We start from the raw sequence: 23,576 nt of genomic DNA on the forward strand, positions 1-23,576 counted from the left end.
CCTCCCTTCCTCAATCTGCCAGAAGGCTTCGAGAAATAACCATTCGCTGAATTTCGTTCGTCCCTCCATAGATTTGCGTGATCTTAGCATCGCGCATATAACGTTCAACAGGAAAGGCTTTCGTATAGCCATATCCACCGAAGATTTGAACAGCTTCTACCGTCACCTCCATGGCCGTGTCCCCAGCAAAAAGCTTGGCATAAGCAGATTCCTTGCCGTACGATAACCCCTGACTTTCTCGCCAAGCGGCTTGATACGTCAGCAGTCTTGCCGCTTCGATTTTGGTTGCCATATTCGCAAGTTTAAAGCCAATCGCCTGCTGCTGAGCAATCGGCTTACCAAACTGCTTGCGTTCTTTGGCATAGGCCAACGAAACATCCAGCGCTCCTTGCGCAATCCCTACGGCCTGTGCCGCGATTCCAATTCTTGCTCCGTCAAGCGTGCGCATCGCGATCTCAAACCCTTCTCCTTCATTTCCGAGTTGGTTTTTCATGGGTATGCGGCAGTTGTCAAAGAGGATCTCCGTCGTCGGTGATGAACGAATGCCCAATTTTCTTTCCTTTTTGCCAAACGTAAATCCGGGTGTATCTTTCTCAACTAAAAACGCGCTGCAGCTTTTGTGCTTTTGCGAGGAGTCTGTCAAAGCCAACACGATATAAATGTCCGCAGCGCCTGCATTGGTAATGAATTTATTGGAGCCATTTAATACATAGTGATCACCATCTCGTATGGCTGTTGTTCCCATGGAGCCTATATCGGAGCCTGATCCGATCTCTGTCAGACCAAATGCTCCAAGCTTCTTTCCTTCTGCCATCGGGCGTAAGAAACTTATTTTCTGCTCCTCCGTCCCAAATGTATCAATAGGCCAGCCCGCAAGCGAAATATGTGCTGACAGCGTAATACCTGTAGAAGCGCACACACGAGACAGTTCCTCGATAACAAGACAATAGGTCACATAATCGGAGCCAAGCCCTCCATAGTCTTCAGCCCAAGGAATCCCTGTCAGACCAAGCTCTCCCATTTTGTCAAATAAGGTCCGATCGAATCGTTCTTCCTCATCTCGAAGGGCAGCACTTGGTGCCACCTCGTTTTCGGCGAAATCACGGACCATACTGCGAACCATTTCCAGTTCCTCCGACAAGCCAAAGTCCATAGCCATAACGACCTCCTCCTGATGACTTATGTGTATGCAAAGACCCCACCGACAACAACAGATCAGTGAGGATGGTTCAAAGGCCGCTACTCATTTTCATTCAAAATCGTTTTAGCAATTTTCCCATCTAATGCTTCATAATCGTAATATCGAATCGTATCATACAACTCACTCCGAGTTTGCATACGGCTGAGAGAGCCCTTTTGAGTTCCTGTTTGACTGATTTCCTCAAATACTCTTTCATAGGCCTTGGCAGCTACGCGAAGCGAAGTTACCGGGTAAATGACCATTTGAAATCCCCAGCTTTCAAATTGCTCCGCCGTATAATAAGGAGTTCGCCCAAATTCCGTCATATTGGCTAGAAGTGGACACTGCACTTCTTGGCTGAAGTGTTGAAAGTCCTCTTGACTCTCCAACGCTTCTGGAAAAATCGCATCCGCTCCGGCTGCGAGATATTGCTTTGCTCGATGAACCGCTTCATCCATCCCCTCGACGCTTTTGGCGTCCGTACGCGCAACGATAAATAACGTTGGACTCACTGCTTTGATCGTTCGAATTTTTTGAACCATTTCCTCAGCCGAAATGAGCTTCTTTCCATTCAAATGGCCGCATTTCTTCGGCATTTCCTGATCCTCTATTTGAACGGCTGCGACTTTCGCCTCCACCATTTCCTTAGCTGTTCGTGCTACGTTTAAAATACCGCCGAATCCGGTATCTATATCGACAAGTAGAGGAAGATTGGATGCCCGAACCAGCTCTCGGGCACGTTCCGCCACCTCATTGGAGTAAATGAGGCCTAAGTCAGGCAGTCCCCTGCTAGCTGTATAAGCAGCTCCCGATAAATATATGGCTTTAAAATGAGCCTGTTTAGCTAATCTCGCAGCCATTCCGTCGTGCGTTCCTGGGATTTTGACAATTGGACCTGAAATGACGAGCTGACGAAATTCAGCGGCCAATCGTTGTTGATCCGGTTCTTCTTCAATCAGCCATGACATAAAGACCTCCAGCCTTTCGCTGATTTTATTAACCAATGGTCATATAATAAAAAGCGCCATAAACTCGTGAACGGGCGTTTGAATCAACCGCTCATAATCTAGGGAAAGTTTCAAAATCTCTATCGTCTTCTTACGAGGAAAACGAGTTAATAAATTGGCTTCATATTTCTCAATCACCTTCGGCAAACCTTCCTCACGCCGTCTGCGATGCCCGATCGGATACTCGCAAACCACTTTCTCCGTTTTCGTGCCGTCATTGAAATGAACTTGAACCGCGTTTGCGATCGAACGCTTGTCAGGATCTAGATAGTCTTTGCTGTACTGCTCATTCTCGACAACGACCATTTTCTCCCTAAGCGAATCAATCCTAGGATCCTTAGCGACCATTTCTTCATAATGCTCAGCGGTCAATGTACCAAACAGCAGCCCGATCGCTACCATGTATTGCAGGCAATGATCCCGATCTGCAGGATTGTATAAGGGTCCCTTCTTATCGATAATCCGAATCGCAGATTGATGGGTTGACAATGTGATGTGAGCAACCTCATCCAATCGCTTGTGCACCTTAGAGTTCAGCTGCAAAGCGCATTCGACGGCCGTTTGAGCATGAAATTCAGCTGGATATGATATTTTAAACAAAATATTTTCCATCACATAAGAGCCTAGTGAACGACCTAACGTGAGTTCCTTTCCTTGAAACAAAACATCTTGGAAGCCCCAGTTCTTCGCGGAAAGTGCCGACGAATATCCCATTTCGCCACCTACAGCCATCAAAGCTATCCGTACCGCGCGACTTGTCGCATCACCGGCTGCCCATGATTTACGGGAACCTGTATTCGGAGCGTGTCGATACGTTCTTAAGCTAGCCCCATCAATCCATGCGTTGGAAAGCGCGCTGCACAGCTCTTCTCTGTTTGCCCCCAACATTGCCGCTGCAACGGCTGTCGAGGAAATTTTCACAAAATGAACGTGGTCCAGCCCTACACGGTTTAAGCTGTTCTCAAGCGCAAGCACTCCCTGAATCTCATGCGCTTTAATCGTCATGGTGAGGACATCCTTCATATAAAGCGGCTTTTTCCCCTCGGCTATTCGGTTACGGCTAAGATAATCGGCGACGGCGAGTATACTGCCTAGATTATCCGAAGGATGGCCCCATTCGGCAGCCAGCCACGTATCGTTATAATCCAGCCAACGAATCATACAGCCGATATTAAAAGCCGCATGGACAGGGTCAAGCTCGTATCTCGTCCCCGGCACGCGGGCTCCGCCTGGTAAGTTCGCACCTGGTACAATCGGACCCAAATGCTTCGTACAATCCGGGAATCGCAAGGCGAGTAATCCGGTGCCAAGTGAATCCAATAAAACATGCTGCGCGATGTGATACGCTTCCTCACTTTCAATCTCTTTTGCTAACGTATAATCGGCAATTTCCTCGATTAATGGGTCAAAGGTCATCTCCTTGTTTTCCGGATATCCAGAACTACTCATTCGTATTCGTCCTTTCTGCTTAACTAATTCGGCTGCTGAGGAGGGTGTAAATCTCGAGGTCCCTTGTAATGAACTCGTGGTCGAAAGAGTCGATTATTATCATGTTGTTCGATCACATGCGCGCTAATACCGATCGTACGGGCGGCAAGAAATACTGGTGTAAATAAATCAATGGGAATCCCAAGCAAATAGTAAACAGGAGCTGCGTAATAATCCAAATTCGGATGCAAATTCTTTTCTCGCTTCATGACTTCTTCCCCAAGGACACACATGTTGTAGAGCTCTGGTTGATCTTTGTCTATTGCGAGTTCCGCTAGTGCGTCTTTCATCAGCAGTGCACGGGGATCCGCTTTTTTCATATAAACCCGATGTCCAAATCCCATAATCCGTTCTTTTTTTGCTAATTTATTTAACATAAGTGCTTCAAGATTTGCTTCCGATCCCGCTTCCAAAAGCATAGCCATGACCGCTTCATTCGCGCCGCCGTGCAGAGTTCCTTTGAGTGAAGCAACCGCGCCAGTTAAGGCACCATATAGATCGGATTGTGTGGATGCAATTACACGCGCTGCAAACGTAGAATTTGGCATTTCATGCTCACTATAGACGATCAGTGATTGATCGAAGATTGATTCTTCCATCTTGGTTGGAACGCGTCCTGTGATCATATATAAGAAATTAGCTGTATAGGATAGCTCTTTGCGCTGGGTTATGAATGGTTGCTTTGTTTGTGCACGATACCCGTTTGCAACGATTTCTGGCACTTTTGCGAGCAATCGAATGGCTTTGCGTGTATTGGCTTCTTTGGATCGATCCTCAAGATCAACATCATAACTTGCAATAGCTGAAATGCCTGTTCGCAGAACATCCATGAAGTCGGCTTGCTCCGGGAGCAATTGTAGAATCGCGTTCACATTTGAAGGTAATCCATATTCCGCTCTCAACTTATCTTCAATCGAATGTCGTTCATCTGGGTTAGGCAGCGCTCCGTCTAAAAGCAGACCCACAATGTCCAGATAGGTTACATTTTGGGCAAGCTCAATAAGGTCATACCCGCGAACCACAATTTCCTCCTTCTCCACATCCAGATACGAGATGTTCGTCTCGCTAGCAATGACATTTTCAAGTCCAGGCAAATAGACGTCACTCATCTCATCGCTCTCCCTTCTACGTTCGTTCTTCGTACAGTCAGTCGGCAAGAAGCATTCGGGATATCACAATACGCTGAATCTCGTTCGTCCCTTCGTATATTTGGGTCACCTTCGCATCGCGCAAAAACCGCTCTACCGGGAAATCTTTGGTATAACCGTCGCCTCCAAAAATTTGCACTGCCTCAATGCACACTTTTACGGCGGTATCACTGGCGAAAAGCTTGGCAATTGCAGCTTGTTTGCCATAGGCTAACCCCTTGCTTTCCCGCCAAGCTGCCTGATAAGTAAGCAGTCTAGCTGCTTCAATATGCGTTGCCATATCAGCGATTTTAAAAGCAATCGATTGCTGTTCACCGATCGGCATTCCTAATTGACTTCGTTCTTTTGCATAGGCGATCGAAGCATCTAGGGCACCTTGCGCAATGCCAAGTGCTTGAGCGGCAATGCCGATACGTCCGCCATCCAGACTTTTCATCGCAATTCGGAAGCCTTCACCCTCCGGTCCTAGTAAGTTTTCCACAGGAACACGGCAATTCTCAAACCTCAGTTCCATTGTCGGCGATGATCGGATGCCTAGTTTCTTTTCTTTACTGCCAAAAATGAATCCAGAGGCTCCCTTTTCCACAATAAAGGCGCTGCACCCTTTTTGCCTTTGCTGCACATCTGTCATCGCAAAAACAATGTAAACCTCCGCCTCCCCTCCGTTTGTAACAAATAGTTTGGAGCCGTTGAGAACATAGCTGTCCCCATCCTTAGTCGCTGTTGTCCTCATCGCCCCAGCATCAGAGCCGGAACCGCTTTCCGTCAAGCTATAGGCTCCTAACTTCTTGCCTTCTGCTAAAGGCAGTAAAAACTTTTGTTTCTGTTCTTCCGTGCCATACTTGTAAATCGCCCAACTGACTAGAGAGGTATGAACAGAAAGCATAACTCCAGTGGAGCCGCATACCCTAGAAAGCTCTTCAATAACCATGGCATACGTTAGAAAATTAGACTGGAGCCCACCGTATGCTTTCGGCCACGGAATGCCCGTCAAACCAAGCTTCCCCATTTTATCGAACAAAACTCGATCAAATCTCTCTTCTTCATCCCGCTCAGCAGCCGTAGGCTCTACATCGTTAATCGCAAACTCACGCACCATGGAACGAATCATGTTCTGTTCATCTGTGTATGACACATGCATTCGTCTGCCTCCTTCGACATGATGGACATCCCTTCATGTGCTGCCGAGGTTATTTTTGCTCGATGGATTAAGAATGGGACATGCTGTAATCGCTTTCATATTTATGTTTTATATATACACCCTTTTACAAATGCTTATACCTTCGGGGCTGCATGATTTTAATCGACGCTTCTGCATGATCATATTAAAAGCATACCAAACTAATAGCTTTCCACTCCTCCGGCTAAAAAAAGGAAAGAGCCAGACCTTTGTACGGGTTTGGCTCTTCCATGTTCATTGTACTTTATACCGGATCATTGACTAGCTGTTGATTGGTCTTTCCAAAAGATGCGAAATAAAGCAATGTGCTGGCTATAACAACTAAGCACAAGATCAGAATGAGATTGCCGTACAAGTAGGCGTGTGAGTCTGAAATTAGAGGATGAAGCGGGAAAGCAAGCAGCTCTTTCTCCATCACTTTGGCAACGAGTGCCGTCACAACCGCTCCGGAAATCGTTGATGTCATATTGAAAAAGCCCATCCCGACGCCAATTTGATGAACCGGCAAGATTTGCGTAATACTCTCCGTTAGTGCCGTCTGCATGAAAGAAAATCCGATGTACATCAGAATGAGTGCTGCTCCAATGTACCATACCCAAAGTCCGATCGCTGAAGATTGCAGAAGAAGACTTGCCGCGATTAAAATCAATCCTAGATATACGACATAATGGCTTCCTCGCTTAACCGTCATATTTCCGGCAATTTTTCCGAAGACAACTGCGCTTATAGCTCCTGGAAACATAATGAGCCCAATATGTTCCGTATCCAGGCCGTACATCTTTCTTAGCATCAGCGGAATAACGAACATGACCGACATCACGGTGCCGAAAATGAGAAAGCCGATGATAAGACCATTTCTGTAAAGAGAATTTTTGAAAAGTGCAGGCTCGACAAACGGTTCCTTAGCTCTACGAATTTGTACGATAAATAGGACAAAAGCGATCAGCACGATTCCCAAGTATATCCAATTTCCATTTGTCGTGAATAAGATTAGCATCGATATAACAATCCCTAGCAGTACCGCCCCTATAACATCAAGTTTACCGTTTTTGCGTGGTTCAACGGGCAGAAACTTTTGAAAAAAAGGAATAGCGATAACTACCGGCACCGAAACAAGAAACAAAAACGCCCAGTGGAACGATCCAGCTATGTAGCCGCCTAGTACAGGACCGATCCCAATCGCGAAGGAAACAGTCGATGTGATGATACCAAACATTTTCCCCCGTTCTTGTACTGTGAAGAATCGGGCTACCATGACGAATATCAAAGCTGGGATCGCTGATCCTCCAGCACCCTGAATGGCCCGAGAGAAGATAACGGCTGGGTACCACGATTGGCATACAAAGCCAAGTATTGATCCAATAGCGTATAAAGAGATTCCGATTGTAATCAATTTTTTGATGCTGTAAATATCGGAAAGCTTTCCGAATATAACCATGCCCATACCGAAGACGATAAAAAAGATCGTAACTACCCAGCTTACACCGGAAGCATCCAGCCCGAACTGCTCAGCGATACTTGGGGTGGATACATTGAATACTGATTCATTCAAAACGGCAAAAAAGATAACATAATAAATCCAAAGGACACTCTTTTTTATTTCTGAGTTGTCCGCTACAGCATGGTTTTGACTCTCTACGATATTCATTTTGACAGACTTCCTTCCTCTTTTACGATTTCAAATTCATTACTTCGATCTTACTATTCATTTACTCCTCGATTCACCCCATTTTTTACCAACTTAGCTTTATCGTTAGTATACCAAACGCACGTTCTCATGTATAGTAGTTAACATAACAAAAATAAATGGCTTAGACCGTCCTTTGGTGAGAGCTTTTGTACCGGTTAATGCAAAGGAAGTTACTCAACACGTATTTGATAAAAAATTTACTCACTTATCCGGGAATTGTTGTACGCTGTACAACAATATGCAATCAAATCCACGTTTTCCACTCGAATGTTGTAAAAAATACAATAATTCCAGCCAAAAGTAACTCAAAAGCATAAAAGAAGGTTAAATTGTTGTACAGCATACAACAACTATAGCTCGCCCGAGAAGAAATCAAGGAAATTGTTGTACGATGTACAACTCGCCTTTCTAATTCCCAATGTTCCCAAAAACCAGAAAACAAAAACACGAGTAATTAAACACCGAAAAACAAAAACACCAAGAGAATACTAAACGAATCTAATATTTATGCATGTATGCTCCACAATCTCACTTTACTCAGCAAATATCGCAGCCAACAATGCAATATAGGCTATAAGCTTCGCCTAAGAACAAATAAGCGCAGAAAAAAACGCGCTTAATCGTGCTGCCTCGAACAAATAAGCGCGAAAAAGCGCTTACAGCGGGAGCTCATCGAGCCGAAGCTCGTCGACAGTGTCGGAGAGGTCGAAAATTGTGATCTCAGCCGACCGTCCGTACTAATTAAGCGCGAAAAACGCGCTTAATCGTACTGCCTCGAACAAATAAGCGCGGAAAACGCGCTTACAGCAGGAGCTTTGCGAGCCGAAGCTCGTCGACAGTGTCGGAGAGGCCGGAAATCGACTTCTCAGCCGACCATCCGTACTGTTTAAGCGCAGAAAACGCGTTTAATCGTACTATCTCGAACAAATAAGCGCGAAAAACGCGCTTACAGCAGGAGCTTTGCGAGACGAAACTCTTCGACAGTGTCGGAGAGGTCGGAAATCGACCTCTCAGCCGAGCGTCCGTACTGTTTAATCGCAGAAAACGCGCTTAATCGTGCTGCCTCGAACAAATAAGCGCGAAAAACGCGCTTACAGCAGGAGCTTTGCGAGCCGAAACTCGTCGACAGTGTCGGAGAGGCCGGAAATCGACTTTTCAACTGATAGTCCTTTTCTTTTTGTAAGATATTACTTGTTCATCTACCTCATCCACTATCTAACGTATAAGTAAACCAAACTTTCATTACTTACTCCAATAACCTGAGCGCTAACTAAAATTCACCTGGTATGTATTGTTGCTTTGTTTCATAAGCGCCATTAACCAAGAGTTCGCGGGTACAGACATATGACCTTCAAAAGCACCAATTGTTTGAAATCAAAACTCAATCGTATAACTTTTTTAAAATTTCCTCGCTTGATACTTCGATAGATTCCAGGAAGGCCATGAATAATCTCCAGTGTCTGCTTTAATGCGATCTATGGTTGCTTGTATCGACAACTCAGGATGTTTGACTTTCAGTTCCTTAAGAGGCGGGATCACGTCAGTTGAGAGACTCCCCAAATACGCAAGATCGATGATTTTCGTTCTTTCGTACCGTTCCATGTTGTTGATGACGATTCGTTGTTCAATATTCATATAATTCATCACGAGATAGGCCAGGATTGAAGTTGTGATAACCGCTTTTGACAAGGACATCCGTTCTATCCAGATTCGGAAAAGAGCAATGATAAACAGAACACTCAAGAAAATCATGAAACCATGAACGAGTAATCTCGTTTGCGTGAAGCCATAAGCCTCTTCATACAGCGAAAGCCTTCCGTAAGCGGAAATGAGCATCACGATCGTGCATCCGACGAGCATCGTCAGCAGCCCTTTTCGAATAGTTTCACCCATGTGACCGCTGCGGCGAATCCAATGAAGGCCTGGAAACAGCAGCGACATATTGATGATTGCGACCGCAACAAGCTCAGCAAACCCTCTTCTCGCGTACTCCGCATAGAGCACACCATCTGGCAAAAACCCATTCGCTGCTCCGAATAAATAAGAGAACTGAATGATAGCGAACAGTACATAAACGACATTGACACACACGAGCAAAGTATCGGCAGTTATTGGATCAATGAGAATCTTTTTGCTTACAGCAGCAGATTCCTCGCTAAACTCTTGAGGCGTTTGGTTGACTTCGATGACTTTTGGAAAAAGAATTCCCCATAAATAGCAGAACGTGTATAGAGTTATTGCAATCCCAAAACCAGTACGTACAATCCCCTCAGCAATTGAGATACCATTGAACCAATGCGGGATTCCTTCCACCCATGATTGAAAAACACGATCAGCAGAAGCTAGCAACGCAACTACGATGAACAAAATAGGGGCTGCTAACAAAAGGCCTGCACCAGCTTTCCCCATCTTTCCCCAGGCAGACTCCTTTTCGGTCCTTCTACTCGGCAGCCATGCTTTGATCATCCCAAAAGGTACAGACAAGTAAGTGATCGGCCTGCCAAAACAATGTCTCAGCAGATCCTGCACGAATGTTGCATGATACCATGCATGCTTACTATTGCGTGATAAGACAATCGTCTGCATCGCTATACATATGGGTAAGGCAAGCAAATTAAGCGTATGAAACAGATGGTTAGCAAACAATGTATACGTCAAAGCAATTAGTACGACTGGAGCTAGAAGGAACCAACCGGCTTTATTTTGTCCTTCCCATGGCTCAAAGCCGCCTAATCTTCCTTTTATGGCGTAAAAGTACAGGCTGTAAAAGCCCACCACACTAATCAGAACAGAGATGCCGGGTGCATGGTCAAAAAGCAGGTATTGAACCATGAAACCAAATAAACATGCGTACACAAGCATTAAACCGTATTTTCTTTGCCATGGAGCAGGATCTCTCATTGGACTTATTCCCCTTTGTTTTACAAATGATAAGGCAGCCTAAGCGCTTGTTATTACCTGCTTTTTATTGTAACCTGTAAAACAAGAACAAAAAGTGTAAGTTTAAATTTCATAATTTCATATTTTAATACGGAGGCTTAAGAGTGAAAATACGCAAGCATTATTTGACACTTCGACGCTCATTTCCCCATGTCCATGAAGAGCATCCACTTGAGATAACGCTGGAAGAGCTAGCGTTACATTTGGACTGTACGCACCGTAATATGGTGCTGCTTCTCAAGAGAATGCAGCAGGAAGAGTGGCTCACTTGGCTGCCCAAGAAAGGCCGCGGTAACCGCTCGACCCTTATTTTCCATGCGAGTAAAGAAGAAACGCTTATGGAGGAAGCAAAGGAATTGGTCGCGAAACAGGACTTGCATTCTGCACTTGAACTGCTGCAAGCAGCCGAGCATGCCTCTTCCTTACGGGAACAATTCCAAGTTTGGCTGTCAGGGCAATTCGGCTTTCGCTCTGAAGTGCAAGGTCAGCGGCGAACGGATATTTTGCGCTTCCCACTCCCTCAAACGATTCACGCCTTAGACCCTGCAGCCATTCATTATGCCGGGGAATCCCATTTGGTGAATCAGATCTTCGATGGACTCGTTCGCATGGATGCCAAAGGAGATCAGATCCTACCGCATCTTGCTCATGCGTGGGATGTAGATGCTTCGCGCACCTTATGGACCTTTTATCTCCGCAAAGGCGTGCAGTTTCATCATGGCCACGAGATGCTGGCAAGCGATGTGAAATATTCACTCGAACGACTTAGGCGCTTAGCGCCGCGCGGTCTCTATAGCTGGGCTTATGCGAGCATCATCGACATTACAACCCCAGATGAAACAACAGTTTGCATTCAACTGTCTGAACGAAATGAATTATTTCTCGGATTTTTAACTACCAATCGCGCTTCTATCGTCCCAGCAGATGTGTGTGAAGCAGCCGGAGGACGGATGGATAAGTCTCCCATTGGCACAGGACCTTTCCGATTAACTGGACACGAACAAGGGATTTGGATCTTGGAAGCTTTCCCAGCCTATTTTCAAGGACGCGGGTTCTTGGATCGGGTCGAAGTGTGGACATTGCCGGAGAATGAACAGAAGGAATTATCAGCTCAAAGTCAGCCCTTCCAAGTCATGCACAATGTGCGAATTTCAGACATGGAAGCGCAGCGTTGGCAGCAAGTACGGCAATCTGGCATGACGACGAAATTCATGACCGTAAATGAATTGAAAGACGGACCATTAAAGAATCCCGTAATTCGCGAGGCACTTAACTTAGCATTGGACCGACCCTATTTGCTGGAACAACTCTCGGGCGATGTGATTGAAGCGGCAAGCAGCTTCTTCTTGAAGCCACTAGAAGATACGGAGCGTTCCAATCCTGCAATTAGCAAGGCGGGACAGACAAAAGTCGAACAGCTGCTAGCAGCTTCCGGCTACCAAGGTGACGTCCTGAAGCTGGCGACCATCCCTCAGTATGAGCAGGATGCGCTACTCCTGCAGAAAATGTACGCCATGTCCGGAATCAAACTGGAAATCCTGCTCATTCCCGCAGAAGAATTCAAGGGCGAGCAGCGCATGAGAGCGGATCTGCTGCTGTTTGCCATCATGCTAGACGAACATAGCGAGCTGCGGCTCTACGATATGTACAAGAGCATGCGGCAGCATGCTGCGCCTGATGTGCAGACCATGCTCGATGACAGCTTGCGACTGCTGCGTTCCGAGTCCGATCCGAAACGCAGAATGGCGCTGCTCGAGCAGTTGGAATCCCAGCTCAAGCAGCGCCACAGCCTGCTATTTCTATATCGAAAGCATCTTAAAACCGCTTATCATCCATCGATTCGCGGCATCTCCCTTGACTCGCTAGGTTGGGTACGATTCCGCGACATTTGGTTCACATAGAACCAAACATCGAAGTAAACTATTCGCTCTTCAGTGTTACACCAGCGGGTAATATACGAACAATGTGATCGCGAAGCACCACGTTATCGTGCAGCTCATCATTGAAGATAGCAATAATTCCACTGTCTTCACGGGTTCTAATTAAGCGCCCTATTCCCTGTCTAAGCCTTAAAAGCATATAAGGAATATCCACCTCTTCATACGGTGAGGTTGATGCTTGTCTCTTAGCATTGAATACGGGATCTTGTGGAGGAAACGGCAGTGACCAGACAATGACATTGGACAACGAAGGACCCGGTATATCAAGTCCTTCCCATAGGGTGACTGCCGACAATACGCTGTGTTCATCCCCTTGGAAAGAGGCAATCAAATGGCTGATTTCTTGATCCCCTTCAAACAAGAACGTCAATTCCGAACAATCCGAGCGACCTTTGATTTCCCGCTTAAACCGCTGCAGCTCTTCGTGGGTTGGGAACAGAATTAGCGCTCTTCCTTCTGTTCTTTTTAACAACTGAACCGCGGTTTCCATCTTTTCTTGAAACGTTCCGCCAGACGTCCACTTGGGTGCGATCACTTCCATCCGCTCTGCATAATCAAAAGGAGAATTTACAGAAAATGATAGATACTGGTCAAGGCCCAAACTGTTAGCCACATAATCGAATGAACCCTCAACGGATAGTGTAGCCGATGAGAAAACGATTGGCATTTTGGACGAAAACACATGCTCTTTCAGCACTTCTTTCACAGTTCTCGGCATAATCACCAGGCTAAGACCCGTAATGCTTTCAGTCGCCCAACAAATGAAGGTTTGATCGTTGCGGAACAATGCCAGCGCTTTCTGCATCATTTCCAAATGTTCTTCCACGATCTTAAGCTGGTAGTCATTTAATGTGAACATTTCACCTTCAAAGACAAGCTCCTCTTCGATCTCCGATAAAATATCACTTAGCCGATGAATCTCACGCAGCAGTCGGTCGTTGATAACAATCTGCTTACGATCCGATCCAACAATCGGTAGACAGCAGCTTTCAAGCACTTCGAACATGAGCTCGCTTTGCTCAATAGCCTGATCAATACAGACGGCTAACGTCTCGCGTACTTCCCCTTTTAACAAACGGATCACTAATTCCTCGAACACCATATGCTTCAGCTTGTACGTTAGTGCTTTCTGAGCCGCCGATTCCATCAGATGTCCTTCATCGAAAACAACCGTACAATGATCCGGCAGCAAAGGAAGCTGGCCTTCACGCTTTCTTCCGTCGTACGTCCACACATGTTCCATGTAGAAATCATGCGAGCAGATAATCAGATCCGCCGAACGTCGGTATGCTTCACGAGATAACGTTTGACCGCAGCGATGACGCTTATCACAGACGAAACAATCCTGATACGCATCCCAACTCACCTTGTGCCACTGTTCATCATTCAGATGCGGGTAGTTTTTACGGTCCCCATATGCATGAAATGTTTGCAGCGCTTCACGTGTGTGCACGAAGTCAGGAAGACCTTCATACAGCTCTCGATATAAGCCAATATCCTCATGTCCGAATCGCGCCTCATCAAGTTTAACGAGACATACGTATTGGTCAGGCGATTTGGCAAGACGCGCATCAATAACGAGATCCAAATGACGCGATATTTTATCAATATCCCCACCGGGCTTGACCAATTGTTCTATCAAAGATTCATCCGCACAAGCGATGATAGCCGGTTTCTTCATGAAACGCGAGTAACATATCGCATACAATAAATAGACTAGCGTTTTCCCCGTACCCACTCCTGCTTCCGCGAAAATGGTCGATTTCTCAGCAAAAGCACGTTCTAATTGGAACGCCATGTAAATCTGTTCGTCACGCACCTCAAAGCCCGCTTCAGGCAAAACTTCATAAAAGATATCCGCAATCCAGTCAGAAACCTGCTGCATGAATGGCTGTGCGTGATCATATGCAAATGGATAACGTCCCACGTAATGTGCCCCCAACGAATAGAATCGAATCAAACTTGTATTATCCCACGAATGCTGTTTAAAAGCAAAAGCCCATTCCCCAGCGCACACGCTGCTAGAATGAGCTCTATCTATTCTACATGCTAAAACGTTCACGATATCCGCACTTTCGGCATAATTCCTCGACAACTTCACGTCTGGAAAAGCCCTCGAACAATCGGTTCGCCCGCTCACCTTCTACGATTTCGGAGAAAGGAGTTTGGTTGATATTGCCCAGATTAATGACCCCTTCCCCATCCAGACAGCAAGGAATCACAGTGCCATCGACAAGAATGCCTGCTTGATTTCGCAGTGCGTGACAGAAGCCCGGCCCTTCAATTTCTTCCGCCTTCAAATCCGGCCATTGGAACTCATGATCCTGATTCAGATAGACGCGATCTGCCAGCTTAACACCAGTACCGCGAACGAATTTCTCATCTATTTTGTAATCAAGTTCGAACTCTTTTTCGAGCAATTCCAGCACTTCACGGTTTCGCTGCCGTTCTTGATTCGTCTGATTGTCCGTATCCAGATTCCATAAACGGAATGAGATAATCACATTGGACTTGGCAACGATTTCCTTAGCAAATCGCAGGATACTCGTCACATATCCTTCTTTATCCTCAGATCCTTCGTGGCCATCAAAGCTGTGCAAGGAGAAATTCATTTGCCGCAGCGCCGGTTTATCCAGAAGCTTGTGTCTATTTTTGTTAATCAGCGTGCCGTTGGTTGTGATATTGACCTTGAAGCCTTTCTCATGGCTCAAATCCAGCAGTTCGTCAATCTTCGGGTGCAGCAAAGGTTCCCCTTTGACATGCAAATAAATGTGATCCGTGTGAGGCTTAATTTGATCTAATATATGGGTAAAGGTATCGATTTTAATAAAATTAGCTTGACGCTTCGTCTGTGGACAGAAGGTACAGGCCAAGTTACAAACACTTGTAATTTCGATATAAAATTTCTTGAACTTCTTCATTCTATGGCTCCGTTTCTAGCTGCGCTCCTATGATAGTTGTTATTATACCAAGCAAGCACTATGAAGGAAAGGAAATCGAGCAATTAGAAAAACCATTTGACCATCCATCCAATAAAATGAGCAGATGGAATAAGAAAAACTTGCGCTAGCAATGTTCCCAGAAACCTGGATGTCATGAGCAGTGCATAGATTTTGCCTAGCTGTCTACGTTGTGAATCGTCATGCAATGCTTTGTCCGTAATAAGACCTAATTGCGGATCTATGAATATGGTAAGCAAAATAGTAGCAATACCGTTAATAAGTCCGGAGGCTTGCGATGCTGTTGTTGCAAATTCAGGCAACAAATGCGCGGCATATAAGGAAGAAAGCACACCAACCGAATAGAAAGCTGTCACCAAAATATTAATCAATAGGAATCGTTTTGGAATCCCCAAATAACGAAATTGGCTCAGCAGCTTGACGTTTGGCTTCTTCAAATATTTTTTCGTGTTCTTCAATTGTGACACCGTTACACTCGTTATGAGTTTCGGAATCGATCCGGCGATTTCCAACCGGGAAATAACTCGAACGCTCAGATTGATAAAAGACGGGAATAAAGCAATCGCAATCAATGTTCCAATCGACGAGGCGAATAAACTAATTCGGAAGTAGCGTTCCAGATCAAAGGTCGGTTCGATCTTCGCATAATCAACGAAATGCGCAGTCATTGGCGCCTGAATTAAATTCGCTGTGCGCGATACAAGGACGACAATGCCGACTAAAGAAAGTGCCACAGCCAGCTTGTTCACTTGCACACCAGCGTACCGAATCGAATATGACAATGTTTCTGCTGTATGGATTATCATCGTCAGAATGAAGGCCAGAATGAGCGTGTTCGTCATCGTATGAACTTATCCTCAGAGAGGGCTAGTAATCCGCTGATAACCTCTTCCCAATGTACTTTCATCTCTTCTCTTTGCTCCGCGCTGTTCAGTTTCTCATGATGAAAGCTGATCGTCGTTTTCCCTGGACTAGCGGCAGGCAGCAGTCGAATTTGTAGTGTTGACGCATTCGGAAATCCCGCAGGCTGCCAAGTCAATCGAAGCTGCTCCAGCGGCTTCACCACGCGAAATTCCCCCGTCGTTCCTTCTTGTGTCACGAATTTGTGACCCTTCACGATCTGGGCTGTCGCCAAATCACCTAACCAAAGCCTTCGCCCTTGTATTGAAGTCAGCAACTCCCAAGCTTCCTCTCGGAAAAAGGGAAGTGTACGTCTAACACCAATTTGAAAGCCAACTGAAGCGGTCAGACCAACTGGTTTGTTGGTATTCATCTCTTCTTGCCTCCTATCGGGATAGAATTTCTTTTATACCGGAAGTCGTTTTCTCATCCAACGAATCTGTCCCCGATGATTAATCTCATCTTCAAACACGTGGTACCACATGAAATAATGGTTGGCTGGCTGGTTCTGCCAGAATGGGTATTCCTCATATAACCAATCATCAGTCTTCCTCTTGAAAACCTCATACGTTTTACTGCGAACCTCGCTCATGATGTTAAGGTAATAGTCCAGGTTATTTCCCTTAATTTCGGCTCTTCCTTGATCGCCAAGCTCGAGGGCTGCTCCCCAGATTTTCATTTCCTCCTCGTTCAAGTGACGGTGCTCGAAAGTCTCCAGTTGATAAGCAACCTCGACAGCTGCGAAGTGCAGCAACAAAGAGCCGATCGAGTTACTTGTCGCGTCAATTGTGTAGTCTAATTGCTCGGTTGTGAGTCCTTCCACACTTCTCAGCGTTGTAAATCTGGCGTAATTCATCATGGACATCAGCCTGCTAATTTGTGGCGCGTACCCTGGTATTTCTGTGATTAAGAGAAGATTGGGTGTATCGTGCATATGTACATTCACTCCTTGTTTAATCGTTAGAATTATATTAGATTCGTTATTTTGGTATATTTTTCCTTCTTCACGCATAAAGCCTCTACCAAACTTCCCAGCGAATATTTCTTCTAGCGCTCTAAGTGCCAAGTTCCAAGTCCAGATTCCAGTTCTCACTTCCCACTTCCACTTCCCACTTCCCACTTCCCACTTCCCACTTCCCACTTCCCACTTCCCAGCAGCCTACCCTGTTAAAGCATTCGAACAATATTTGCTGCTGTAAAACATGCAGTTAATTTCACTTCAGCGACTCTTTTCTCATAAATTACCTGCATTTCCTACATCAAATTTACCCGAAATGTATCGTTTGAGCCTTTTCTGGCGAATTTAGCTGCATTTTTCGCAGGTAATCCTCTCCAAAGGGTGTTCAACGCGTAATTTTGATGCACAAAATGCATGTTGTGTGATTTCATGCCTCCCTCATGGTTGGTCAATAACCATTACTTTTCCATCGTTATAACCAATGATTAATGTACTTACCATGCGAGCGAATAGGCCATTATCAACAACACCTGGAATCAAGTTGATTTGTTTATTTAGCTCTATTGGCTCTACTATTTTTTCAAAATTACAATCTACGATTATGTTGCCATTATCCGTAATATACTCCTTATCGTTACTCATCCGAATCCTAGTGTTACACCCTAGTTCCTTTAATTTATTTATTGTTAAATTCGCAGCAAAGGGGACGATTTCGACAGGTAATGGAAACTGGCCTAAATGTTCTACTCGTTTTGACTCATCTACAATTACGAAAAATTTCTTACTATTGATTGCTAGTATCTTCTCTCTGACTAATGCGCCGCCTCCTCCCTTAATTAAGTTTAAATAAGTATCCACCTCATCAGCACCATCAATTGTTAAATCAATGATATCTATTTCAGAAAAAGGTACCATTGGAATTCCTAATTTATTGGCCAACTCTTCCGAGTCTCTAGAACTCGCTACTGCCCGGATACGAAGTCCTTCTTGTATTCTTTGAGCAATTTTATGGATTGCCCAATAGGCCGTTGATCCAGTACCTAATCCAACTACCATGCCATCTTCAATAAATTCAACAGCTTTCTCAGCTGCTACTTGTTTGGGGTTTATCATTATTTTCACTCCCTGAATGTACTTTTTTTATAATTTATTTTGCCCTCATCATATCTTAATTACAAACTTTGTCAATTAGAAAAGGAGATCATATTGTTCGATGAAAATAAAGTATTATACTGACGATGCGTCATTAACCGAGGGCCGGGCAGTGAAGCGTGATTAGCTAGAGTAACTGTTTTGAATATTGGGAGAGGTAAAAAATATGTTTAAGAGAATTAAGACTTAAGCTAAAAAGAGAGATTTATTTACTTTATTGTCCTTTTACGTTCTTTCGCCATCGGTGGGGGATGCCCCCTTGACACTGACCACTTTCGTTAAAGGCGCTTACGATCTCCACTCACTAGAGCTCACAGTCTTTGACGAAGCACTTTCCCTTTGTCTATGTCTCCGTCTCTGTCTCTGTCTCCGTCTCTGTCTCTGTCTCTGTCTCTGTCTCTGTCTTTGTCTCTGTCTCTATCTCCGTCTATGTCTTCCCTCTTTTGGAGTGGAAGCGGGTAATCGGACTGAGTTTTTTTCTACGACGGACCAATTAACGGAAATAGACGTTTAACGGACCTGGATGCCGTTAACTGCCTATTTGGAGCGATGATTCCGAGCTTACGGACTTCAGCGCCGTTATTCGGTTTCAATCTATCTTATTTTCATAATTTGAAGTAGATTAAGGGCTGTCGAGTCCATTAGATTTTCAAATTCANCTTACGGACTTCAGCGCCGTTATTCGGTTTCAATCTATCTTATTTTCATAATTTGAAGTAGATTAAGGGCTGTCGAGTCCATTAGATTTTCAAATTCACTCTTTTTCGGGGATTAACGTCGCTCCAGTCCTTAAGCCGGAAAGATGATTCTGAAGTTGATTTCGCACCCATTTCATTCCTTAACAGCTGTATGTTGATTGAATCAGTCGTAGTTTTTTTTCTCTCGCGGATACTCATCCAAGTTTTATCCTCCAGACTGTTACCAGCTTTCATCGGCTCAGACTTATTCACTACTACGGAACGATCCGCCATCTTGCAGCTCATCGATTTGGATTTTCCCCTTCGGTTATACCTCGCCTACCTCACACGCGTTTGCGCCAAGGAAACTACGGGACTTCTCTCAGTTATCTGCACATTCTGTTCCATCTCCATCCTGACCCTAATCACGTAGATGAGTCTTACAAGTCTTATCCCTTCGTGCTTTCCTGCAAGATATGCTCATTGGCATAAATTCCCCCGTTTTTACGGCGGGTCATCCAACATCTCCGCCAACTCTGGTTCACCGCATTCCGGGCTAGACTTTGCCTGCAGGCCCTTCGGATTCCCCCTCACGAGAGACACCCTGCCAATCCTTCTCCTTTCGGAGGTAGGACCTCTTCTTCGGCTACGGCACTTTAAAGGGTAAATTGTGCGACTTTGAGGCGCACATAAAAAAGAAGCCCGATCGTTCAGGCTTCTCAGCTTATTCATTAGGTATGCCGCTCATCGCCATACCACAGTTCCCGGAACGTCGCGCTCTGCCGCAGCAGTTCCTCCGTGTTTCCTTCTGCCTCAATGCGGCCTTCCTTCATCACAATGATGTGGTCCGCCCGCGTGAGCGCCGTTTTGCGGTGGGATACGACCAGACAAGTCGCGTCGCTTCGACGCTCGAACATCCGCTCCCATAGCTTCTGTTCCGTCTCGACGTCGAGCGCGCTCGACAGGTCGTCGAAGACGTACAGCTCGGCGTCGCGCACGAGCATGCGCGCTGCAGCCGTCCGCTGCGCTTGCCCGCCGGAGAGCTTCACCCCACGCGGGCCGATGACGGTGTCCAGCCCGCCAGGCAGCTGCGTGACGTCGAACTCCATCACCGCCGCGTGCAAGGCAAGCTGCAAGCTATCGTCTTGCTCCGCTTGCCCAAGCAAAATATTGTTGCGCAGCGTATCGCTGTATAGCCGCGGCACCTGCGCGGTATAAGCGCTCCTCGGCGGTGTAAAGAATGTGCCCGGATCTTCAACGGGCACACCATTCCACGCAATCGTTCCCTCTCCCTTGGGCAGCAGCCCAAGGAGCGAGCGAACAAGCGTGGTCTTACCCGAACCGATCGTTCCCGTAATCACGGTGAACGATCCTCTTTTCAAGCTGAAGTGAATGTCCGAGATCCCTCTGCCTGTATCCGAATAAGCGTAGCTCAGTCCAATCACATCAAGCCGCTGCAGTGGGTTTCCACTCACTCCCTCATGCTCAAATCCATCCGCACCCAGACTCTCATTCCCTCTCTTTTCCTGAGCCAAAGGGATAGCGGTCACAGAAGCCTCCGCCACTTTACTCTCCACCTTCAAATGGAGTGAATTAACCATCGTAAGAACCTTAGCCGATGCCCCCTGCAAAAGAAACGTCAATCGCTCCAGAGACACGCTCATCTGTTTAAAATACGTAATAAATTTTCCCACATTCGTAATAAACTGCGTAACAAAAGTTAAATAGTACACGAATAAAGCGAAATCTCCAACGGTAAACGTCCCAGCTCTCATTTTCGTTCCAGCCAGCAATAAGATAAGTCCAGTTCCCAAATTAACCGAGTTAGAAAACACCGAATCCAACAGTTCACCCATGAGCCGATCCTTCAGCATCGCTTTCCTACGATTGTCACCGAAGCTGCTGAACCGAGCGATCACTCTTTTTTCCGCACCTGCGACTTGAATCGCCTGCACATTGCCGAACATTTCGCTAATCTCACCCGTCACCTTGGACGTCGCTTCTCGACTAGCTGCGCGATATTTCTGCAAGCGAACTGTTGCCAACTGCGCGGCCGTTATGACGAGAACGATCGGCATAAACACTAGAAGTGTCATTTGAGCATCAATCCGAATCAGGATATAGCCTGACACGAGGGCAAAACAAGTCATCCCAAAAACATCGACCGACCAGCTTGCTGCCTCTTCCGATTGATCGACATCATCCCGGAAATGACTGATCGCTTCCCCCGGAGAAACGGGAATAGCCTGTGCCCCCGGCTGCTTTAATACGTGCTCAAGCAGATTGCGTCTAAGCAGCATCCCCATGCGAAACCGAAAATTAACATCCGTAATAAAACCAATTACAATCAGCATGATTCGCCCTAAAGCAGCAGCCATCAACAATGCGATTAATCCCCAAACACCGTAACCCAACGCTGACGTACCTGTCAGAGAATCGAAAAACTCTTTCGTTATAAGTCCAGGCGCAATCGGCGCCAAATAAATAACCGTCCAAGCAATGGCGTTAACCAGATACCGTATCGGCCGGTACATGATAAGCCCCCACAAATATTGATACGTATTCATGCCAATACCTCCTCTAAGCCTGTGGCCAGTAATTGGCTGAAACGAGAATTCGGATCTGCGGCGAGATGCTCTCTTTTACCCGATTCCAATACGCGCCCATTATCCAGAATAAGAATATGATCCGCTCGTTGAACGGTTGTTAGACGATGCGCAATCATGATACAGGATCGCTGTGTCAACAGCTTAGAAACTGCTTTTTCCATACGCTGCTCTGTCAGCGGGTCTAGTCTGGAAGAAGCTTCGTCCATGATAACAAGTCCCGGGTTCGTTAAGAAAACCCGTGCGAAGGCTAGCAGCTGCGCTTCTCCTGCAGACAGGCTTCCTCCACCGGAGGCTAAACCTGTATGGAGTCCTTCCGGCATGGCTTCATACCACGCACCGAGTCCAAGTTCCTTGAGTACTTCAATAATTTGTTCGTCCGTGATCGAATCATCATAGAAGGTTAGGTTATCTCGAATGGTCCCTTGCATAATTTCAATATTTTGCGTTACAAGCGCTACACGTTTGCGTAAATCAACTAACTTACAGCTTCTGATATCGGTACCACCAAGTGCAATACTTCCACTTTGAGGATCGTAAAAGCGAAGCAGCAATCTTGCCATCGTTGACTTTCCGCTCCCCGTGCGGCCAAGGAGTCCTAGGACTTCTCCTGGTTTCAGCGTCAGATTTAGCTTCTCAATCGTAGGCTGATCCCCATCATAACTAAACGTGACATCGCGGAATTCAACACTAAGAGGTCCTTCCGATAACGGAGCCCCCGTCCCATCCTTAATCTCAGACTGGATAGCGAACAGCTCGCGAATACGTGAGATACTTGCATCTGCCTTTTGCAAATCTTCCATTTGCGTGCGAATCTTTTCAATCGGTTTAGCTAGTAATTCTGTATAAAAGAAAATCAGATATACAGTGCCTAGAGAGATATGTTGGGTGTGCCACAAATAAGCACTAATACCAAATGCCATGGCATTCCCAAGCGCAAAGACGAAGATAGACATGTTCCACATCGCACAGAAACCGAGAAAGGCTTTGACCCGAAGCGGCAGCATTTTTCTAAGCATGGTATAGAAGCGATTCATAACGAACCCAACAGCACCATTGGCACGAATATCTTCTGTTCCTTCCAAATGCTCACCAATAAAACCATAAAACTCCGCGTTAGCCTGCCGCCATCCCGCCCAAACTGGAACAGCAAATTTACGAATCCACTGAATCATAAAGACCGCAAAAACGACGAAAAAGGCCATCCCCGCACCAATCAACCAATTTTCGCGAAGCAACAAAATAATGATGCCAGCCATTAAGAGCAGATTACCCAGTAAATGAATGATCATGCTCGAGAAGAAATTGGCTAGTGCATTCACATCCCCATCTACACGTTCGATGAGCGAGCCTGATGTATGTGATTTATGAAAAGACATATCCAGTGATAAGCAATGAGCAGCCAGATCGACTCTCAGCTTATTCGTTGTTTTCCACCCTACATTTTCACTAAAATAAGTTGCAATGACCGAGACCAGCTGCTGAACAAGCGCAAAGCCAATAAACATAATCGCGGCTGTAATCAGTGGCTGCATCGCCCCTTGCGTTTGAGCAGTATCGATGAAATAGCGAATAATTTGCGGGTTAATAAGCTGAAGGCCAATAGATGCGAATAAGAGCATCGTCAATACAATGAGCGTACCCTTTTGGGGGAACAAATATCGGCTAAGCAGCTCCGCATATTGCCCCATCGTGTTATGCTTTTTTTGTTTTTGCTTCATAAAGGAAGCGCCCTCCGCTGATAATTAAT

The 23,576-nt window shown here is 45.8% G+C and carries 17 protein-coding genes; 1 reads left to right on the top strand and 16 read right to left on the bottom strand.

All coding sequences use genetic code 11. The annotated features are described in order from the left end of the window. Positions 1–10 precede the first annotated feature (10 nt). The 7 genes from ASG93_RS13380 to ASG93_RS13410 form a co-directional block, all read right to left on the bottom strand. The gene (locus ASG93_RS13380; RefSeq protein ID WP_056833457.1) at positions 11–1,153 is read right to left on the bottom strand and encodes an acyl-CoA dehydrogenase; all 1,143 of its coding nucleotides are present in this window, start codon (positions 1,151–1,153) and stop codon (positions 11–13) included. 86 nt (positions 1,154–1,239) lie between these two features. Beyond that, complete coding sequence (gene prpB, locus ASG93_RS13385) at positions 1,240–2,148, bottom strand: methylisocitrate lyase (RefSeq protein ID WP_056832676.1); 909 nt, start codon at positions 2,146–2,148, stop codon at positions 1,240–1,242. A gap of 39 nt (positions 2,149–2,187) precedes the next feature. Then, on the bottom strand, positions 2,188–3,636 hold the full coding sequence (locus ASG93_RS13390) for a bifunctional 2-methylcitrate dehydratase/aconitate hydratase (protein WP_235550844.1): 1,449 nt from the start codon (positions 3,634–3,636) through the stop codon (positions 2,188–2,190). A 23-nt stretch (positions 3,637–3,659) separates the two neighbouring features. Next, entirely contained in the window at positions 3,660–4,784 is a 1,125-nt protein-coding gene (mmgD, locus tag ASG93_RS13395; protein WP_056832677.1) for a citrate synthase, read from the bottom strand. A 37-nt stretch (positions 4,785–4,821) separates the two neighbouring features. After that, positions 4,822–5,964, bottom strand: coding sequence for an acyl-CoA dehydrogenase (locus ASG93_RS13400; RefSeq protein ID WP_056832680.1), 1,143 nt, complete (start codon positions 5,962–5,964; stop codon positions 4,822–4,824). A 283-nt stretch (positions 5,965–6,247) separates the two neighbouring features. After that, the gene (locus tag ASG93_RS13405; protein ID WP_056832681.1) at positions 6,248–7,651 is read right to left on the bottom strand and encodes an MFS transporter; all 1,404 of its coding nucleotides are present in this window, start codon (positions 7,649–7,651) and stop codon (positions 6,248–6,250) included. A gap of 1,440 nt (positions 7,652–9,091) precedes the next feature. Continuing rightward, positions 9,092–10,594 (bottom strand): DUF4153 domain-containing protein, encoded by a 1,503-nt coding sequence (locus ASG93_RS13410; RefSeq protein ID WP_056832683.1) that lies wholly within the window; start codon positions 10,592–10,594, stop codon positions 9,092–9,094. Between the two features lie 143 nt (positions 10,595–10,737). Here ASG93_RS13410 and ASG93_RS13415 point away from each other — a divergent pair, with 143 nt between their 5' ends. Next, the gene (locus ASG93_RS13415) at positions 10,738–12,534 is read left to right on the top strand and encodes an ABC transporter substrate-binding protein (RefSeq protein ID WP_056832685.1); all 1,797 of its coding nucleotides are present in this window, start codon (positions 10,738–10,740) and stop codon (positions 12,532–12,534) included. A 19-nt stretch (positions 12,535–12,553) separates the two neighbouring features. Here ASG93_RS13415 and ASG93_RS13420 read toward each other — a convergent pair whose 3' ends face one another. From ASG93_RS13420 to ASG93_RS13460, 9 genes are all read right to left on the bottom strand, one after another. Next, the gene (locus ASG93_RS13420) at positions 12,554–14,500 is read right to left on the bottom strand and encodes an ATP-dependent DNA helicase (RefSeq protein WP_056832687.1); all 1,947 of its coding nucleotides are present in this window, start codon (positions 14,498–14,500) and stop codon (positions 12,554–12,556) included. A gap of 115 nt (positions 14,501–14,615) precedes the next feature. Further along, on the bottom strand, positions 14,616–15,494 hold the full coding sequence (locus ASG93_RS13425) for a radical SAM/SPASM domain-containing protein (RefSeq protein ID WP_056832689.1): 879 nt from the start codon (positions 15,492–15,494) through the stop codon (positions 14,616–14,618). A gap of 83 nt (positions 15,495–15,577) precedes the next feature. Further along, complete coding sequence (locus tag ASG93_RS13430; RefSeq protein WP_056832691.1) at positions 15,578–16,375, bottom strand: lipid II flippase Amj family protein; 798 nt, start codon at positions 16,373–16,375, stop codon at positions 15,578–15,580. Next, a complete protein-coding gene (locus tag ASG93_RS13435) occupies positions 16,372–16,806 on the bottom strand; it encodes an SRPBCC domain-containing protein (protein ID WP_056832693.1) in 435 nt (144 codons plus the stop codon). The genes ASG93_RS13430 and ASG93_RS13435 overlap by 4 nt, the downstream gene beginning before the upstream one ends. Before the next feature lie 33 nt (positions 16,807–16,839). Beyond that, positions 16,840–17,367 carry a DinB family protein gene (locus ASG93_RS13440; RefSeq protein WP_056833461.1) on the bottom strand — a complete coding sequence of 176 codons (528 nt, stop codon included), beginning with the start codon at positions 17,365–17,367 and terminating at the stop codon, positions 16,840–16,842. A gap of 462 nt (positions 17,368–17,829) precedes the next feature. Then, positions 17,830–18,501, bottom strand: a complete 672-nt coding sequence (gene rpiA / locus ASG93_RS13445; protein WP_056833463.1) for a ribose-5-phosphate isomerase RpiA — start codon at positions 18,499–18,501, stop codon at positions 17,830–17,832. Positions 18,502–19,283: 782 nt separating this feature from the next. After that, positions 19,284–19,526, bottom strand: coding sequence for a hypothetical protein (locus ASG93_RS13450; RefSeq protein ID WP_056832695.1), 243 nt, complete (start codon positions 19,524–19,526; stop codon positions 19,284–19,286). 425 nt (positions 19,527–19,951) lie between these two features. Continuing rightward, positions 19,952–21,787 (bottom strand): ABC transporter ATP-binding protein, encoded by a 1,836-nt coding sequence (locus tag ASG93_RS13455; protein ID WP_056832696.1) that lies wholly within the window; start codon positions 21,785–21,787, stop codon positions 19,952–19,954. Beyond that, positions 21,784–23,547 carry an ABC transporter ATP-binding protein gene (locus tag ASG93_RS13460; RefSeq protein WP_082614896.1) on the bottom strand — a complete coding sequence of 588 codons (1,764 nt, stop codon included), beginning with the start codon at positions 23,545–23,547 and terminating at the stop codon, positions 21,784–21,786. Before ASG93_RS13460 ends, ASG93_RS13455 begins: the two co-directional genes overlap by 4 nt. Positions 23,548–23,576: the final 29 nt, after the last annotated feature.

This window comes from Paenibacillus sp. Soil787, assembly GCF_001429545.1.
Lineage (GTDB): Bacteria > Bacillota > Bacilli > Paenibacillales > NBRC-103111 > Paenibacillus_E.

What these genes read in the sequence shown, in the direction of transcription:
- ASG93_RS13455 (WP_056832696.1), bottom strand. Translation starts at nt 21,787, where the DNA reads ATGAATACGTATCAATATTTGTGGGGGCTTATCATGTACCGGCCGATA.
- ASG93_RS13380 (WP_056833457.1), bottom strand. Translation starts at nt 1,153, where the DNA reads ATGGACTTTGGCTTGTCGGAGGAACTGGAAATGGTTCGCAGTATGGTC.
- prpB (WP_056832676.1), bottom strand. Translation starts at nt 2,148, where the DNA reads ATGTCATGGCTGATTGAAGAAGAACCGGATCAACAACGATTGGCCGCT.
- ASG93_RS13440 (WP_056833461.1), bottom strand. Translation starts at nt 17,367, where the DNA reads ATGCACGATACACCCAATCTTCTCTTAATCACAGAAATACCAGGGTAC.
- ASG93_RS13450 (WP_056832695.1), bottom strand. Translation starts at nt 19,526, where the DNA reads ATGAGCTGCAAGATGGCGGATCGTTCCGTAGTAGTGAATAAGTCTGAG.
- ASG93_RS13430 (WP_056832691.1), bottom strand. Translation starts at nt 16,375, where the DNA reads ATGACGAACACGCTCATTCTGGCCTTCATTCTGACGATGATAATCCAT.
- mmgD (WP_056832677.1), bottom strand. Translation starts at nt 4,784, where the DNA reads ATGAGTGACGTCTATTTGCCTGGACTTGAAAATGTCATTGCTAGCGAG.
- ASG93_RS13435 (WP_056832693.1), bottom strand. Translation starts at nt 16,806, where the DNA reads ATGAATACCAACAAACCAGTTGGTCTGACCGCTTCAGTTGGCTTTCAA.
- ASG93_RS13410 (WP_056832683.1), bottom strand. Translation starts at nt 10,594, where the DNA reads ATGAGAGATCCTGCTCCATGGCAAAGAAAATACGGTTTAATGCTTGTG.
- ASG93_RS13460 (WP_082614896.1), bottom strand. Translation starts at nt 23,547, where the DNA reads ATGAAGCAAAAACAAAAAAAGCATAACACGATGGGGCAATATGCGGAG.
- ASG93_RS13400 (WP_056832680.1), bottom strand. Translation starts at nt 5,964, where the DNA reads ATGCATGTGTCATACACAGATGAACAGAACATGATTCGTTCCATGGTG.
- ASG93_RS13425 (WP_056832689.1), bottom strand. Translation starts at nt 15,494, where the DNA reads ATGAAGAAGTTCAAGAAATTTTATATCGAAATTACAAGTGTTTGTAAC.
- ASG93_RS13405 (WP_056832681.1), bottom strand. Translation starts at nt 7,651, where the DNA reads ATGAATATCGTAGAGAGTCAAAACCATGCTGTAGCGGACAACTCAGAA.
- ASG93_RS13390 (WP_235550844.1), bottom strand. Translation starts at nt 3,636, where the DNA reads ATGAGTAGTTCTGGATATCCGGAAAACAAGGAGATGACCTTTGACCCA.